General features: G+C 74.8%; 12 protein-coding genes. 6 read left to right on the top strand and 6 right to left on the bottom strand.

Annotated elements, in window-relative coordinates:
- Window positions 1–6 precede the first annotated feature (6 nt).
- On the top strand, window positions 7–1,068 hold the full coding sequence (locus tag ICW24_RS05930) for an ABC transporter ATP-binding protein (protein ID WP_226344801.1): 1,062 nt from the start codon (window positions 7–9) through the stop codon (window positions 1,066–1,068).
- A complete protein-coding gene (locus ICW24_RS05925) occupies window positions 1,061–2,338 on the top strand; it encodes an ABC transporter ATP-binding protein (protein ID WP_226344800.1) in 1,278 nt (425 codons plus the stop codon). Before ICW24_RS05930 ends, ICW24_RS05925 begins: the two co-directional genes overlap by 8 nt.
- Window positions 2,339–2,529: 191 nt before the next feature.
- On the opposite strand, the gene ICW24_RS05920 is transcribed toward ICW24_RS05925, so the two are convergent.
- Window positions 2,530–3,933, bottom strand: a complete 1,404-nt coding sequence (locus ICW24_RS05920; protein WP_226344799.1) for a replication-associated recombination protein A — start codon at window positions 3,931–3,933, stop codon at window positions 2,530–2,532.
- A gap of 148 nt (window positions 3,934–4,081) precedes the next feature.
- Between ICW24_RS05920 and ICW24_RS05915 the strand changes: the two genes are divergently transcribed.
- The 3 genes from ICW24_RS05915 (at window position 4,082) to ICW24_RS05905 (ending at window position 7,202) form a co-directional block, all read left to right on the top strand.
- Window positions 4,082–5,599, top strand: a complete 1,518-nt coding sequence (locus tag ICW24_RS05915) for an O-antigen ligase family protein (protein ID WP_226344798.1) — start codon at window positions 4,082–4,084, stop codon at window positions 5,597–5,599.
- 14 nt (window positions 5,600–5,613) lie between these two features.
- Window positions 5,614–6,435, top strand: coding sequence for a GNAT family N-acetyltransferase (locus ICW24_RS19640; protein WP_226344797.1), 822 nt, complete (start codon window positions 5,614–5,616; stop codon window positions 6,433–6,435).
- A gap of 113 nt (window positions 6,436–6,548) precedes the next feature.
- The gene (locus tag ICW24_RS05905) at window positions 6,549–7,202 is read left to right on the top strand and encodes an HAD-IA family hydrolase (protein ID WP_226344796.1); all 654 of its coding nucleotides are present in this window, start codon (window positions 6,549–6,551) and stop codon (window positions 7,200–7,202) included.
- A 73-nt stretch (window positions 7,203–7,275) separates the two neighbouring features.
- On the opposite strand, the gene ICW24_RS05900 is transcribed toward ICW24_RS05905, so the two are convergent.
- A complete protein-coding gene (locus ICW24_RS05900) occupies window positions 7,276–9,282 on the bottom strand; it encodes an acyl-CoA dehydrogenase family protein (protein WP_226344795.1) in 2,007 nt (668 codons plus the stop codon).
- A 106-nt stretch (window positions 9,283–9,388) separates the two neighbouring features.
- On the opposite strand from ICW24_RS05900, the gene ICW24_RS05895 reads away from it, so the two are divergent.
- Window positions 9,389–11,398: a beta-galactosidase gene (locus tag ICW24_RS05895; RefSeq protein ID WP_226344794.1), complete on the top strand. Its 2,010-nt coding sequence runs from the start codon at window positions 9,389–9,391 to the stop codon at window positions 11,396–11,398.
- A 58-nt stretch (window positions 11,399–11,456) separates the two neighbouring features.
- Here ICW24_RS05895 and ICW24_RS05890 read toward each other — a convergent pair whose 3' ends face one another.
- The 4 genes from ICW24_RS05890 to ICW24_RS05875 form a co-directional block, all read right to left on the bottom strand.
- The gene (locus tag ICW24_RS05890) at window positions 11,457–12,074 is read right to left on the bottom strand and encodes an HAD family hydrolase (RefSeq protein WP_226344793.1); all 618 of its coding nucleotides are present in this window, start codon (window positions 12,072–12,074) and stop codon (window positions 11,457–11,459) included.
- Window positions 12,075–12,076: 2 nt separating this feature from the next.
- A complete protein-coding gene (aspS, locus tag ICW24_RS05885; protein ID WP_226344792.1) occupies window positions 12,077–13,912 on the bottom strand; it encodes an aspartate--tRNA ligase in 1,836 nt (611 codons plus the stop codon).
- Between the two features lie 115 nt (window positions 13,913–14,027).
- Window positions 14,028–14,504: a YchJ family protein gene (locus ICW24_RS05880; RefSeq protein ID WP_226344791.1), complete on the bottom strand. Its 477-nt coding sequence runs from the start codon at window positions 14,502–14,504 to the stop codon at window positions 14,028–14,030.
- A gap of 13 nt (window positions 14,505–14,517) precedes the next feature.
- Window positions 14,518–16,032: a benzaldehyde dehydrogenase gene (locus tag ICW24_RS05875; RefSeq protein WP_443588040.1), complete on the bottom strand. Its 1,515-nt coding sequence runs from the start codon at window positions 16,030–16,032 to the stop codon at window positions 14,518–14,520.
- Between the last annotated feature and the right edge of the window lie 43 nt (window positions 16,033–16,075).

Here is a 16,075-nt window from a genome sequence, read left to right as displayed (position 1 = left end):
GAACCGATGACGACCACCACCCAGCCCCGCGGCCGCCGCGACGCGCAGGCCACCGCCTCCGACTACCGGCCCGGCCCCGACGGCCTGCTCCTCGAGGTCGACGACCTCCACGTCGAGTTCCACACCGAGGACGGCGTCGCCCGGGCCATCAACGGCGTGAACTTCGACCTGCACGCCGGCGAGACCCTGGCCATCCTTGGCGAGTCGGGCTCCGGCAAGTCCGTGACCGCGCAGGCGATCATGGGCATCCTCGACATGCCGCCCGCGAAGATTCCCCGAGGGGCCATCCGCTACTGCGGCCAGGACCTGCTCACGATGCCCGACGAGCAGCGGCGCAAGACCCGTGGCCCCGAGATCTCGATGATCTTCCAGGACGCGCTCAGCTCGCTGAACCCGGTCTTCCCGGTCGGCTGGCAGATCGCCGAGATGTTCCGCAAGCACCGGGGCATGAACAAGTCCGACGCCACGGCGCAGGCCGTCCGGCTCATGGAACGCGTGCAGATCCCGGCGGCCAAGCAGCGCGTCCGGGCGTTCCCCCACCAGTTCTCGGGCGGGATGCGTCAGCGCATCATGATCGCGATGGCCATCGCCCTCGACCCGGCGGTGCTCATCGCCGACGAGCCGACGACCGCACTCGACGTGACGGTGCAGGCCCAGATCATGGCGCTGCTCGCCGAGCTGCAGGAGGAGCGCCAGATGGGGCTCATCCTCATCACGCACGACCTCGGGGTCGTCGCCGACGTCGCCGACCGCATCGCCGTCATGTACTGCGGGCGGATCATGGAGCGCGCCGACGTCCTCGAGCTGTACCGCCGACCCGCCCACCCGTACACGCTCGGGCTGCTCGAGTCGATCCCGCGGCTCGACCAGAAGGGCCAGGAGCTCTCGGCCATCGGCGGTCTCCCGCCCAACCTGCTGCGACTGCCCAGCGGGTGCGAGTTCCACCCGCGGTGCCGCTTCGTCCAGGACGTCTGCCGACGCGACCGCCCGGAGCTCACCGCGGTCGTCGGTGCCGCCCCCGGCCGCGAGAGCGCCTGCCACTTCAGCGAGGAGGTCCACCGTGGCTGACACCGCCACCGACCCGATCCTGGTCGCCAAGGACCTGGTCAAGCACTACCCCATCAAGGGTGGCGTCCTGCGCCGGACGGTGGGCCACGTCAAGGCCGTCGACGGCGTGAGCTTCGAGCTGCGCCGCGGCGAGACGCTCGGCATCGTCGGCGAGTCGGGCTGCGGCAAGTCGACCCTCGGCCGGCTGCTCATGCGGCTCGAGGAACCGACGAGCGGCACGGTCGACTTCGACGGCGTCGACCTGTTCTCGAAGAGCGGGTCCGAGATGCGCCGGCTGCGCCGCGACATCCAGATCGTCTTCCAGGACCCGTACACGTCGCTCAACCCGCGCAAGACGGTCGGGGACATCGTCGGCGAGCCCTTCGAGATCCACCCCGACGTCGTGCCGCGGCGCGGCCGGCGCCAGGCCGTCGAGGAGCTCCTCGAGCTCGTCGGTCTCAGCCCCGAGCACATCAACCGCTACCCGCACCAGTTCTCGGGCGGGCAGCGTCAGCGCATCGGGATCGCCCGCGGCATCGCGCTCAAACCGAAGGTCCTCATCTGCGACGAGCCCGTCTCGGCGCTCGACGTGTCGGTGCAGGCGCAGGTCGTCAACCTCATGGGTCGGCTGCAGAAGGAGATGGGGCTCGCCTACGTCTTCATCGCCCACGACCTGTCGGTGGTGCGGCACATCTCCGACCGGGTCGGGGTCATGTACCTCGGCAAGATGGCGGAGTTCGGCACCGAGGACGAGATCTACGAGCGGCCGACCCACCCGTACACGCAGGCGCTCCTGTCGGCGGTGCCGGTGCCCGACCCGACCCTGCGGGGCCATCGCGAGCAGATCATGCTCAAGGGCGACGTCCCGTCGCCCGCGAACCCCCCGTCGGGGTGCCGGTTCCACACGCGCTGCTGGAAGGCCACGGAGATCTGCACCACCGACGTGCCGGAGCTCGTCGACCGGCCCGACGGCCTCGGAGCCCACCGCAGCGCCTGCCATCACGCGCAGGTGCGTCAGGTCATCGAGACGGTCGACGTCTCGGGCGACGCGGCGACGACGCGGCTCGAGCGCATCGAGGCGCACGTCGCCGGCGAGAAGGCGCCCGGCGACGGCCTGCTCGACAAGGTGGCCGGTGGTCTCGCCACCGCCGCCCACGAGGTCCGCGAGTCGGCCGGATCGCTCAAGGAGCGGCTCACCGCCGAGAGCTCCGACGACGACACCACCCTCGACCCCGCCTCCCCGGAGGCGCAGGAGGCGTTCCGGCGCCACCGCGACGACCCGACCGGCTAAGTCCGCGCGACCCGAGTCCGCGCGGCCGACCCGACCAGCACCGCCCGTCCCCGACAGCACGAGGGGCGGGCTGCGTCGGCGTGCCCGGACGCGTCCGGGGCCGGCCCACCTGACGCGTCCGGGTCCTGCGCACCTCGGGTTCGAGAAGGCCGTCACGGAGAGGGCCCGAACACCCGGGCCTGCGTCGGAGATCAGCCGGGCCGCCTGCGGATCCGCCCACGGAGCCACCGCCAGCGCTCGACCATGCGCTCCTCGAAGCCGCGGGCCTTGGGGTGGTAGTAGTCGGCCCCGGCGAGGTCGTCGGGCAGGTACTGCTGCGCGGCGACCGAGTCGGTCTCGTCGTGGGCGTATACGTACTCACCCGGCCGTTCGCCCGGGCGGCCCGGCGTCCCCGCCTTGCGGGCGGTCGCCGTCCCCCGCAGCGGGGCCGGGACGGCGCCGCCCTTGCCGGCCCGCACGTCGGCGATGGCCGCCCCGATCGCCGTGTAGACGGCGTTCGACTTGGGCGCGAGGCAGTTGTGGACCACCGCCTGGGCGAGGATGAGCCGGGCCTCGGGCATCCCGATCTGCGCGACGGCGTGCATGGCGGCGACGGCCGTCTGCAGGGCCGTCGGGTCGGCCATGGCGATCTCCTCGCTCGCGCTGATGACGATGCGGCGGGCGATGAAGCGGGGGTCCTCCCCCGCCTCGAGCATGCGGGCCAGGTAGTGCAGCGCGGCGTCGACGTCCGAGCCGCGCATCGACTTGATGAAGGCGCTGGCCACATCGTAGTGCTGACCGCCGGCGCGGTCGTAGCGCACGGCGGCGACCTCGACGGCCTGTTCGGCGTGGGCGAGCGAGATGGGTGCGGGGTCGTCTCGGTCGGGCGCGCCGCGGCCGGCGGGGCGGTCGTCGAGGGCGACCCCGGCGGCCGCCTCCAGCGCGGTGAGCGCCCGCCGCGCGTCCCCGCCGGCCATGCGCACGAGGTGCGCGAGGGCGTCGTCGGCGAGGTCGTAGGCACCGTCGAGCCCGCGCTCCTCGGTCAGGGCGGCGCGCACGACCTCCTCGACGTCGGCGTCGGTGAGGGAGGTGAGCGTGACGAGCATCGAGCGCGACAGGAGCGGGGCGATGACGGCGAAGGTCGGGTTCTCGGTCGTGGCCGCCACGAGGATGACGACGCCGTTCTCGACCCCGGGCAGGAGCGCGTCCTGCTGCGCCTTGGTGAACCGGTGGATCTCGTCGAGGAAGAGGACGGTGCGCCGCTGGTACAGATCGCGTTCCCGGGCGGCGGCCTCCATGGCGGCCCGCACGTCCTTGACCCCGGCGGTGATGGCCGACAGCTCGACGAACCGGCGCCCCTCGGCCTTCGCCACGAGGTGCGCGAGGGTGGTCTTCCCCGTCCCCGGCGGTCCCCAGATGATGGCCGACGCCGGGCCCACCCCGCCCGCCGCGCCGCCCTCGACGAGCCGGCGCAGGGGGCTGCCCGGTCGCAGCGCCTCGGCCTGGCCCCGCACCTGCGCGAGCGAGGCGGGCCGCATGCGCACCGCGAGCGGCGGACGGGTCGCCTCGCTCGGCGCGTCGTCCGGGGCGGGGGCGAAGAGGTCGGGCTCGGTCACGCCCGTCAGGCTACCGACGTGCACCCACAGGGTCGGGTCGCCGAGCCTCGTGCGCCCGGGATCGCCTGCCCTGCAGGCCCCCTCACATGCACCGTGACCTGGGGCTTCGCCCCGGCGAGAGTCTTGTCCGAAACCTAGACTGGCCCCCATGCTCTCCACCCGAGGGCGGCGGGACCGCACCGTCGCCGGCCCGCGCCGCGCCGCGCCGCTCCTCACCGCGTTCGTCGTGGCGGCCGCGGCCGGAGATCTCACCCTGCGCCCGCTCATAGCCGCGCACCTCGCGACCGTGCTCGCCTGCGGGGCCGCCGCCGTCGCGCTGTGGGCCGCCCGCGGGTCCGCCTGGCGTCGCCCGGCCCCCTCGGCGCTCCTCGCGTTCGCCGTGCTCGCCCTCGCGTGGGTGCCGATCGCGTCGGGGCGTGCCCCCGACGCGGCCGAGGGCCGCGCCGAGGTGAGCGGTCTCGTTGCGGGCCTCGCCGTCGCGGTCGGCGTGGCCGCCGCGTCGCGCGGCACGTGGAGCGGCCTCGTCGCGATGCGGCGCGGGTGGGCGCTCGCCCTCGCCCTCTCGTGCGGCGTCGCCCTCGTCGAGCTCGTCACGGACGCGCACCTGTGGATCCCCGCCGGTCACAGCTGGGCCGAGACGAGCCGCACCATCGTCGCCGGCGCCTTCCGCAACCCCAACGACTTCGCCGTGGCGCTGACCGCGATGATCTCGGGCACCCTGGCGTGGCGGCGCGACGCCGGGCCGCCCGGCCGCCGTGTCGCGGTGGCCCTCGCCGCGCTCGGCGCGGGGTTCGTCCTCCTCACCGAGAGCCGCGCCGGGCTGCTCGCGCTGCTCGTCGTGTTCGGGCTCCACGCGGCCGGCGCACGGTCCGGGCGCCGGGAGGGCCGCCCCGTCAGGGGGTCGGCGCGGCGCCCGCACCGGTTCCTCGTCCCGGCTCTGGCCGCGCTCGTCGTCGCGGTCGGCGTCGCCGCGTTCACACTTCCGGCGCTGGCCGCCCGCAACCCCGTGGCGCGATTGATCGCCGCCGCGGCCGACCCCGGGACCTCCCGCTCCGACGGTCTGCGCGTCGGCCTCCTGCGCGCCGCCGCCCGCTACGCGGCCGACTCCGACGGGCTGGGGACGGGGGCCGCGAGCTTCGAGCCGCTGCTGGCCGCCGACCCCTCCCCCGGCGTGAGCACGCGGACGTGGCTGCACAACACCTTCGCGGAGCTGGCCCTGCAGTACGGAGTCCTCGTCGCCGGGGGCCTGCTCGTCCTCCTCGCGGTCCTCACGCTCGGCCTGCGCCCCCGCCGGCGCGGGCGGCGGCCCGCGGTGGCGCACCCGTCGCGGCCCCGGGCGCGGCGCCTCGTCACCGCCCGGGTCGAGGGGGCCGCCGCCCTCGTCGCGTTCGTCGCCCTGGGCTGCGTGGCGAGCACCGCCCTGACCACCCCGATCTGGTGGCTCGTGCTCGGCCAGGCCGCGGCCTCGGCGTGGTGGTGCTCCGTCCCGCCGCGGGGGCCGTCGCAGCACGCGCCCGGCCCGTCGGCGCGAGGGGCGCGGCGCGCCCCGGCCGAGACCCTCTCGGCTCCGCGCACCGCCCCCGCACCGGCGCGAGCGCTGCGAACCGTGCGAGCCGTGCCGGTCATCGCCCCGGGCGGCGTCTTGCCCGCCCGCGGCGGACGGTGACGCATGCTGGGGCGGTGACGATCCGAGCCGTGCGCGACCGGCACGACCTGGAACGGGTCGTGCCCGGCGACGTCTTCGCCCGCCTCGACCCGCCGCGGGAGGTCGACGGATGGGTCGGCGTCGCGGCGGCCGCCTACGTCCGCGCCTCCGCCCGTCGGGCGCCGAGCCTGACGGTCTGGGGGCCGGGCGCGGCGACCCTCGCTGGGGAGGTGCTCCGCGGCCGGTCGGCGGCGGGTGCGCGGGTGCGTGGCCTCACCCTCCCCCGCGCGGTCGGCGACGCGGTCCGGTCCGGCGGATCGACCGGCACGCCGGGCGCCACGGACGCCGCGGCCGAGGACGCCGCCGACGCGATCGCGTCGGCGGGCGCGCGTCTCGGCGCGGGCGCCGACTGGGACTGGATGTGGACCGACGTCGTCCCGGACAGCGTGCCCGGTGAGGAGCGGCTCGTCCCCCTCGACGACGTCGCCGACGCCGCCGAGATCCAGGCGTTCGGCGCCCGCATCAACCCGCGCTTCGAGGGATTCCCCGGCACGGGCCACAGCGAGGGCTGGCTGGCGCACCGGGACGCGGCGGGCGACCTGCGCGCCTGCGGCACGATCCAGCGGCTGCCCTCGGGCGTGGCGCACCTCGGCGGCATCGTCGTCGACCCGGCCCTGCGCGGGACCGGTCTCGGCCGGGCCGTCGGCTCGGCGCTGACCCGCCGCGTCGTGGCCGCCGAGGGGGTGTGCACCCTGGGGGTGTACGCCGACAACGCCGCCGCGGTGGGCCTGTACCGGTCGCTGGGGTACCTCACCGACAAGGCGTGGCACAGCGTCACGCTGCGCCGCGCCTCGTGACCCGGCGGCCGCGGGAGGAGACCCGCGCGGTATGCCCCGTCTCGCTCCCGGCGATCGCCGCGGGCACCGCGGTCGCCGTCGCCGACACCACCGCCCACCTGCAGGAGGACCCCTTGACCGCCCCCCGTCTCACCGACGTCGATCTCACCGACGTCGTCGCCCTGCTCGTCGACATGGACGGCACGCTCGTCGACTCCGACGCCGCCGTCGAGCGCCTGTGGCGGCGCTGGGCGCTCGAGCACGACGTCGATCCCGACGCCGTCGTCGCCGTCTGCCACGGGGCCACCGGCGAGGAGACGATGCGGCGCTTCCGCCCGGACCTGTCCCCCGCGGAGCTCGTCGCCGAGAACCAGGTCCACCTGCGGCGCGAGACCGCCGACACCGACGGCATCGTGGCCGCCGTCGGGGCGGCGGAGCTCATCGACGCCCTGGCCCGGATCGGGCTGCCCTGGGCGGTCGTGACCAACGCCGACCGCGGCCTGGCGCGGGCCCGGCTCGCCGCAGCCGGCGTCGAGGTGCCCGAGCTCGTCACCGTCGACGAGGTCGAGCTCGGCAAGCCCGACCCGGCGAGCTACCGGCTCGGGGCGGCCCGCCTCGGCGTCGACGTCGAGCGCTGCCTCGTCGTCGAGGACAGCGGCACGGGGATCGCGGCGGGACGCGCCGCGGGCGCCCGCATCGCCTCCCTCCGGCGCGACGACGGCGACCTGCCCGTCGCCGACCTCACCGAGCTCGCCGCCCTCCTGCTCACGGCCCGCCCGAGCCACTGACCGCGCGACCTGTCCGACCGGTCAGGGCCGGCGCTCGACCCGACCGGTCCTCGTGACGGCTGTGCCGCCGGGCTCAGGTCGCCGGCCCGGCGGACACCGACGCGGCGACCTCCTCACTGGTCAGCGGGTCGAGGAGGTCGCTGACGAGCCACTCCCGCGGGATCGCGAACGCGTCGACGAGCGTCCGGACGTGCGGGCGGACCGCCACGAGGAGGTCGTCGACGTGGCGGGTCAGGTCCTTCGCCTGCTCGGGCGACATGCGCCCGTGTTCGAGGTACCACGCCCGGTTCGCCTCGATCGTCGAGGCCGCGTAGAGGTCTCCGACGAGGTCGAGCAGGTCCCGGGCCGGCCCGGCGGGGGTCGAGTCGACGGCGGCGGCGAAGGCCTCGAGCAGGATCCGGTCGATGTGGGCGCGGGCCGCCTCGAGCACGTGCTCCTGGGCGTCGTTGAACGTCTCCCAGGCCTGGTGCGGGTCGTCCTTGCGCGCGCGGCGCACCCGGCCGGCGAGCGTCTCGAGGACGTGCCGCTCACGATCGGTGAACAGGTCGAGCTGGCCCCCGCGGTCGCGCAGCGCGTCGTCGGCGTCGCGCCCGCGCGATCCCGTGACGAGGCGCTGCACGAGGGAGCCGCTGATCGTCCGCTCGAGCAACGCCTCACCGGCCTGGCGCGCGACGGCCGCCACCGCCTGCACGTGGTTCATCGCCTCGAACTGGTCGGCGTAGGCCGTGAGCAGGCTCTTGCCGACGAGCTGCAGGAGCACGGTGTTGTCGCCCTCGAAGGTCGTGAAGACGTCGGTGTCGGCCCGCAGCTTGCCCAGCCGGTTGAAGGACAGATAGCCCGCGCCGCCGCAGGCCTCGCGGCACGTCTGGATCGTCGCCGACGCGTGCGAGGTGTTCGCCACCTTCAGTGCCGCGGCCCGGGTCTCCAGGCGGCGGCGGTCCCGCTCCCCCGGCCCGGGGCCGTGCTCGCCCTCGACGCCCTCGGCTCCCCCGCGGTCCGCCCGCTCGTCGGCGTGCAGCACCTCGTGCATCGCGGCCGTGAGCTCGTTCTGGGCGAGCATGAGCGCGTAGGACCGGGCGAGCGCCGGCAGGAGCTTGCGCTGGTGGGCGCGGTAGTCCAGGAGCACGACGTCCTGCCCGTCGGGTCCGGCGAACTGGCGACGCGCCAGGCCGTAGACGACCGCGAGGGTCAGCGCGTTGCGGGTGGCCGACCCGGCGGCGGCGCCGACGGTGATGCGACCGCGCACGAGCGTGCCGAGCATGGTGAAGAACCGCTTGCCGTCGGAGGCGATGGGTGAGGAGTAGGCGCCGGCCGCGTCGATCGAGCCGTACCGGTCGAGGAGGTTCGCGCGCGGCACACGCACGTGGTCGAACGTGAGGCGGCCGTTGTCGACCCCGGGCAGGCCCGCCTTGCCTCCGCAGTCACCGATGAGCACGCCCGGCATCGCGGCGCCGGCCTCGTCGCGGATGGGCACGAGGACGCAGTGGACCCCGTGGCCCGTGCCGTCGGCGGTGACGAGCTGGCCGAACACGGCGGCCAACCGGCCGTCCCGGGCGGCGTTGCCGATGTAGTCCTTGCGCGCCGACGGGTCGGGCGTGTGCACGACGAGCTCGTCGGTCGCCGGGTCGTGCGTGATCGTCGTCCGCAGGGACTGCACGTCCGAACCGTGGCCGGTCTCGGTCATCGCGAAGCACCCGAGCAGGCGCGCCTGCGCGATCGGCTCGAGGTAGAGCTCGTGGTGACGGGCGGTGCCGAGCGCCGCCACCGCCCCGCCGAACAGCCCCCACTGGACCCCCGCCTTGACGAAGAGCGAGAGGTCCCCGTGCCCGATCATCTCGAAGGCGGTGACGGAGGCGCCCTGATCGGTCCCCTCCTGGTCCGCCGAGAGCCCGAGGCCGGCAAATCCGAGGGAGGCGAGGTCGAGGAGCTGGTCGTGGACCCGGGCGCGGTACTCCTCGATCGGCAGGTCGGCCTCGGGCGGCCCGAACCGCCCGGGCTCGGTCTGGGTCCGGGCGCGCTCACGAACGCGGGCCCAGGGGCCGTCGAGGGTCTCGCGGATGACGTCGCTGACATCGCTCATGCCTCCATGGTGGGCCCGCACCACCCCGGACGCCCAGGGCCGGTGGGCGTGAGACCGGACACGCACGGACCTCGCGCGCCGCACCGGCGACCGTAGGGTGGCGGCCATGACCTGGGAGCGGATCAACGCGGGCGGCATCGGCTACGGCGGCGACTACAACCCCGAGCAGTGGGACGCCGCGACGTGGCGCCAGGACGTGGACCTCATGCGGCGGGCCGGCGTCACCTTCGTCACGGTGGGCGTCTTCTCCTGGAGCCACCTCGAGCCCCGCGAGGGCGAGTACGAGTTCGAGTGGCTCGACGAGGTCATGGACCTCCTAGGCGGGCACGGGATCGCCGTCGACCTCGCGACCGCGACGGCGACCCCACCCCCGTGGCTGAGCCGCGCCTACCCGCAGATCCTGCCCGTCGACGTCGACGGCCGCACCCTGTGGCCCGGCAGCCGGCAGGCGTGGTGCCCGACGTCGCCCGTCTTCCGGGAGAAGGCGGTGGCCCTGGCCGGGCGCGTCGCGCAGCGCTACGCCGACCACCCGGCTCTCGCGATGTGGCACGTCTCGAACGAGTACGCCTGCCACAACCTGCCCTGCTACTGCGACACGTGCGCCGCCGCATTCCGGGTCTGGCTCGCGCGGCGGTACCCCGACCTCGACGCCCTCGACCACGCCTGGGGCACCGCGTTCTGGTCGCAGCGCTACGGCGACCTCGAGGAGGTCCTCCCGCCGCGGCGCACGACGACGATCGCCAACCCCACCCACGTGCTCGACTACCGGCGGTTCTCCTCCGACGCCCTCCTCGATCAGTTCCGGGCCGAGACGGCGGCGGTGCGCGAACACTCGCCCGACGTGCCACTGACGACGAACTTCATGACGATGACGCACTTCGACCACCTCGACTACCACCGCTGGGCCCCGCACGTCGACGTCGTCTCGACCGACCACTACGTCGTCGACACCCTGCCGCACCGTCACGCCGAGCTCGCCTTCTCCGGCGACGTCACCCGCGGCCTGGCCGGCGGCGGGCCGTGGATGCTCATGGAGCACTCGACGTCCGCGGTCAACTGGCAGCCGACGAACCCGGCCAAGCGCTCGGGTCAGACGCTGCGGGACTCCCTCGCCCACGTCGCTCGCGGCGCCGACACCGTCGGCTACTTCCAGTGGCGGGCGTCGCGCGCCGGCGCCGAGAAGTGGCACTCGGCGATGCTGCCCCACGCCGGGGCGGACAGCGCCCGGTTCCGGGAGGTGTGCGAGCTGGGCGCCGTGCTGGGGCGCCTGCGTGGGGTGGCCGGGAGCCGCGTCGAGGCGCCGGTGGCGATCCTGCACGACACGCAGGCGCGGTGGGCCGCCGAAGGGCCGGCGATGCCGGACTCCGCGCTGGGCCAGGTCACCACGGGGCAGGAGATCCACCGGGCGTTGCGCGCGATGGGGGTGAGCGCCGACCTACTCCACCCCGACGTCGACCTGTCCGGCTACGACGTCCTCGTCGTGCCGACGCTCTATCTCGTGACCGACGAGAACGCCCGGCGCATCGGGCAGGCCGCGCGGGCCGGCGCGCACGTCCTCGTCACCTTCTTCTCGGGCGTCGTCGACGAGCACGACCACGTCCGCCTGGGCGGGTACCCGGGGGCGTTCGCCGACCTGCTCGGCGTGCGCGTCGAGGAGTTCGACCCGCTCCTGCCCGGCGACGTCGTCGCGCTCGCGGGCGGCGGCTCCGGCTCGGCCTGGACCGAGCACGTCACGCTCGCGTCCGAGGCCGAGGCGGCGGTGCTCGACTCGTACGCGTCCGGGCGCCAGGCCGGCCGCCCGGCGATGACCCGGCGCGACCTGCCCGGTGGCGGATCCGCCTGGTACTGCTCCACGCTGCCCGACGAGGAGACCCTGCGCGGCCTGCTCGCCGGCGTGCTCGACGCGGCCGGCGTCGCCCACGCCGCCCTGCCCGACGGGCTCGAGATCGTGCGGCGCACGGACCGCACGACCACGTGGACGTTCGCGCTCAACCACGCTCCGGCGGCGGTGCGCGTCCCCTGCACCGGTCACGACCTCGTCTCGGGCCGGGAGATCACGGAACCCTTCGACCTCGAGGCCGGGGGCGTCGCCGTCCTGGCGCGGGCCCGGGCCTGAGCCCTCACCGACCGCCCTCGGCCCCCACGGAGGTGCCGCGGGGCGATCGGGCGGCGACTCAGGCGCCGGGCACCCCCGCGGCCCGCAGCACGCCGCGCAGCCCCTCGGCACCGGTCGACGGGTCGTGGACGTGGGCGTCGAGGCCGACGGATCGGGCCGCCTCCACGTTGTCGACGCGGTCGTCGACGAAGACGACGCCGTCGGGCCCGGCGTCCAACCGGGCCAGGATCGCCCGGAAGTACTCGGGATCCGGCTTGGCGTGCCCGAGGTCGCACGAGTAGAAGGCGTGCTCGACGAGGTCGCCGTAGCCGAGGTCGATCATCAGATCCCGGCGGTAGCTCTGCTGGTTCGTCGCGAGGTGGCAGGCGACGCCGGCGTCGGCCACGTCGCGCACGAGCTGCCAGGCCTCCTGGTCGACCTCGATGTTGTCCCACAGGGCGCACACCTCGTCGGCGCGTCCCTCGTCGAGGCCGCGAGAGGCCAGGAGGCGGGTCACGCTGTCACGCAGCGTCTCCCGCCCCTCCAGGGCCGGCCGCTCGGCCTCCCACAGGGCGACGAGGAACCCCTCGGGGTCGCCGTCGTCGAACCCGGACAGGCGCTCCGCCCACCCCGCGGCCGGGTGCTGCAGCAGCCCGTCGGCGTCGAAGAGCACGGTGTGGACGGAGCGACCCGCCACGATCAGCTCTCCTTCGGCGCCACGGCGGAGGTGTCGAGAGTCGCCTCGCCGGCGGTCTCGGTCTTCTTGGGCTTGGCGTCGATGCCCGCCTCCTTGCGCTGGGCCGCGGTGATCGGCGCCGGCGCGTCGGTGAGCGGGTCGTAGCCGCCGCCGGACTTGGGGAAGGCGATGACGTCGCGGATCGAGTCGTAACCGCCGAGCAGCATGACGATCCGGTCCCACCCGAAGGCGATGCCGCCGTGCGGCGGCGCGCCGAAGGCGAACGCGTCGAGGAGGAAGCCGAACTTCTCCTGCGCCTCCGCCTCGCTCAGGCCCATGACCTTGAACACGCGTTCCTGCACGTCGCGGCGGTGGATACGGATCGAGCCCCCGCCGATCTCGTTGCCGTTGCAGACCATGTCGTAGGCGTAGGCGAGCGCCGGGCCGGGGTCGGTGTCGAACGTGTCGAGGAACTCGTCCTTCGGCGAGGTGAACGCGTGGTGGACCGCGGTCCACGCGCCGGAGCCGACCGCGACGTCACCCGAGGCGACCGCGTCCGAGGCCGGCTCGAACAGCGGGGCGTCGAGCACCCAGAGGAAACTCCACGCCGACTCGTCGATGAGCCCGCACCGCTTGCCGATCTCGAGGCGGCCGGCTCCGAGCAGCGCGCGAGCGGCCCGCGTCGTGTCGGCCGCGAAGAAGATGCAGTCGCCGGGCGTCGCGCCGACGTGCGCGGCGAGGCCGTCGCGCTCGGCGTCGGAGAGGTTCTTGGCCACGGGCCCCGCCAGGGTGCCGTCCTCGGCGACCGTCACGTACGCCAGGCCGCGGGCGCCGCGCTGCTTGGCCCACTCCTGCCAGGCGTCGAACTGTCGACGGGGCTGGCTCGCGCCGCCGGGCATGACGACGGCGCCGACGTACTCGTTCTGGAAGACCCGGAACGTCGTGTCGGCGAAGTACGCCGTGCAGTCGACGAGCTCGACGCCGAAGCGCAGGTCGGGCTTGTCGGTGCCGTAGCGCGCCATCGCCTCGGCGTACGTCATCCGCGGGAACGGCGTGGGCAGGTCGACGTCGATGAGGGCCCAGATCTTCTTGGCCAGCGCCTCGCCGAGCTCGAGGACGTCGTCCTGGGTGACGAAGCTCATCTCGATGTCGAGCTGGGTGAACTCGGGCTGGCGGTCGGCGCGGAAGTCCTCGTCGCGGTAGCAGCGCGCGATCTGGTAGTAGCGCTCCATGCCCGCGACCATGAGGAGCTGCTTGAACAGCTGCGGGCTCTGCGGGAGGGCGTACCAGGAGCCGGGCGCGAGACGGGCGGGCACGAGGAAGTCGCGGGCGCCCTCCGGGGTCGAGCGGGTCAGCGTGGGCGTCTCGATCTCGACGAAGTCGCGTTCGCCGAGCACCGAACGGGCGGCCTGGCTCACCTTGGAGCGCAGCCGGAGCGCGGCGGCGGCGCTCTGGGCGCCGGGGCGGCGCAGGTCGAGGTAGCGGTGCTTGAGCCGGGCCTCCTCGCCGACGGTGACGCGCTCGTCGATCTGGAACGGCAGCGGCGCGCTCGGCGAGAGCACCTCGATGGCGGTGGCGACGACGTCGATCTCACCCGTCGGGAGGTTGGGGTTGACGTCCTTGGGGTCGCGGGGCGCGACCTCGCCGACGACCTTGACGCAGTACTCGTTGCGCAGGTCGTGCGCCGCCCCCGTGAGCACCTCGTCGCGGGCGACGACCTGGACGACACCGGAGGCGTCCCGCAGGTCGATGAACGCCACCCCACCGTGATCGCGCCGCCGCGCCACCCAGCCGGTGAGCGTGACGGTGGTGCCGGTGTCGGCGGCACGCAGGGTTCCGGCGGAATGGGTGCGCAGCACGGTGTTCCTTCCTGGCCCCCGCATAGACGGTGCGGGGCGCGATGGGGGCTCGGACCCGCGGTCACCGCGGGACTGTCACCTCATCGTACGGACCCCGCCGGGCCCGCCCCGACCCTCAGTCGTCGATGTCGCCGTCGACGTAGACCCAGCGTCCGCCGCGGCGGGTGAACCGGGCGCGCTCGCGCAGTGCGTGCGCCCTCCCGTCGGCGCCCACGGACCGGGCGACGTAGGTCACCTCGCCGGTCTCGTCGGTCGGCCCGCCCGCGAGGGTGTCCACGACCTCGAGCCCGGTCCACCGGTCCCCGGCGTCGAGGCGCACCTGCTCGGGGCGGGTGCGGGGGTGCCAGGTCCGCAGCAGGTACGGCGCGTCGCCGACGGCGAACGCGGCGTACCGGCTGCGCATGAGCGCCGCGGCGTCCGGGGCCGGCGCGCCGGCGTGGTAACGGCCGCAGCACGCCGCGTACCCGCGGCTCGACCCGCACGGGCACGGATCGCCGGGCCGGGTCGGGGTGATCGTCGCCGACCCGACGCCGGCGGCGCGCCCGCCGAACGCCCCGCCGCGGCTCGGCCGGCTCGCATCGGTCGGCATCATCGGCCCGCCGACATCAGAACGGGTACGGCGCGATGTCCGGGCGCACCGTGAGCCACTGCGTCTCGGTGAACAGCTCGACGTTCGCGGTGGGGCCGCCGATGCGGGTGCCGTTGCCCGACGCCTTGACCCCGCCGAACGGGGCCTGCGCCTCGTCGCTGACGGTCTGCTCGTTGATGTGGATCTTGCCCGAGTCGATCCGGTCGGCGAGGGCCATCGCCTGCCCCACGTCGCCGAGGATGCCCACGGACAGGCCGTACTCGGAGTCGTTCACGAGGGCCGCCGCCTCGTCGAGGGTCGAGAACGTCGTCACGGGCGCGACGGGCCCGAAGATCTCCTGCGTCCACGCCGGGTTGTCGGGGGCGACGCCCGAGAGCACCGTCGGGCCGTAGAACAGTCCCTCGCGCGGACCGCCGGCCTCGAGCGTGGCGCCCGCGGCGACCGCGTCGTCGACGATCGTGCGGATCCGGTCGTACTGCGTCGCGTCGATGATCGGGCCGAGCGCGACCTGCTCGGTGGCCGGGTCGCCCACGGGCAGGTGGCGCGCCTTCTCCGCGAGCGCGGCCACGTACTCGTCCGCGATCGACTCGTGCACGAGGTGTCGACCCGTCGTCATGCAGATCTGACCGGAGTGCATGAAGGAGCCGAAGGCCGCGGCGCTCGCCGCCGCGGCCACGTCGACGCCCGGGAGGACGACGAGCGCGTTGTTGCCGCCCAGCTCCAGGGACACCTTGATCAGGTGCTCACCCGCGAGGCGCCCGACCGCGCGCCCGGCGGCCGTGGAGCCCGTGAACGCGACGACCCCGACGTGGGGGTCGACGACGGCGGCCTGGCCGACGTCGGCGCCGCCGGGCAGGACGTGCAGAAGACCCTCCGGCAGCCCGGCCTCCTCGAAGACACGCGCGAGGACGACGCCGCCGCACACGGCCGTCCGGGGGTCGGGCTTGAGCAGCACGGCGTTGCCGAGCGCGAGCGCCGGGGCGACGGCGCGGATCGAGAGGATGAGGGGAAAGTTGAACGGTGCGATGACGCTCGCCACGCCCACCGGGCGCCGACGCGCGAACGACCAGCGCGGCTCGTTGGAGGCGAGCACGTCGCCCTGGGGCAGGGTCGGGAGGGCGGAGGCCTCGAAGCACTCCGCCGCCGCGACGTGCGTCTCGAGGCCGGCCTTGGGCGGGATCGACCCGGCCTCCGAGACGATCCACGAGCCGATCTCGTCGGCGTGGGCCTCGAACAGCTCACCGGCCCGGCGGAGGACGGCCGCGCGTCGCTCCGGCCCGGTCGCGGCCCACTCGACCTGGGCGCGGGCCGCGGTGGCCGCCGCGGCGGCCACGTCCTCGATCGAGGCCAGGGCGACCCGGCCGAGAGACCGGCCCGTCGCGGGGGCGACCGCGTCGGCCGTCCCGCCCCCGGGCTCGGCGCGGCCCGCCGAGAAGAGCCGGCCCTCCCAGCCGGATCCCTCCAGCAGGCCCGTCCGGGCCGCGGGCGAGTCGTGCGGAACGTTCTCGGACTGTTCGGGCAGCTCGGGCACTGCGCACCTCCATCGACGTCGACGTATCCCCCCAGTGTGGGGC

This window comes from Agilicoccus flavus (assembly GCF_014857905.1).
Lineage (GTDB): Bacteria > Actinomycetota > Actinomycetes > Actinomycetales > Dermatophilaceae > Agilicoccus > Agilicoccus flavus.
Note: the sequence above shows the minus strand (reverse complement) of the source record. Positions and strands in the feature narration are given on the sequence as shown.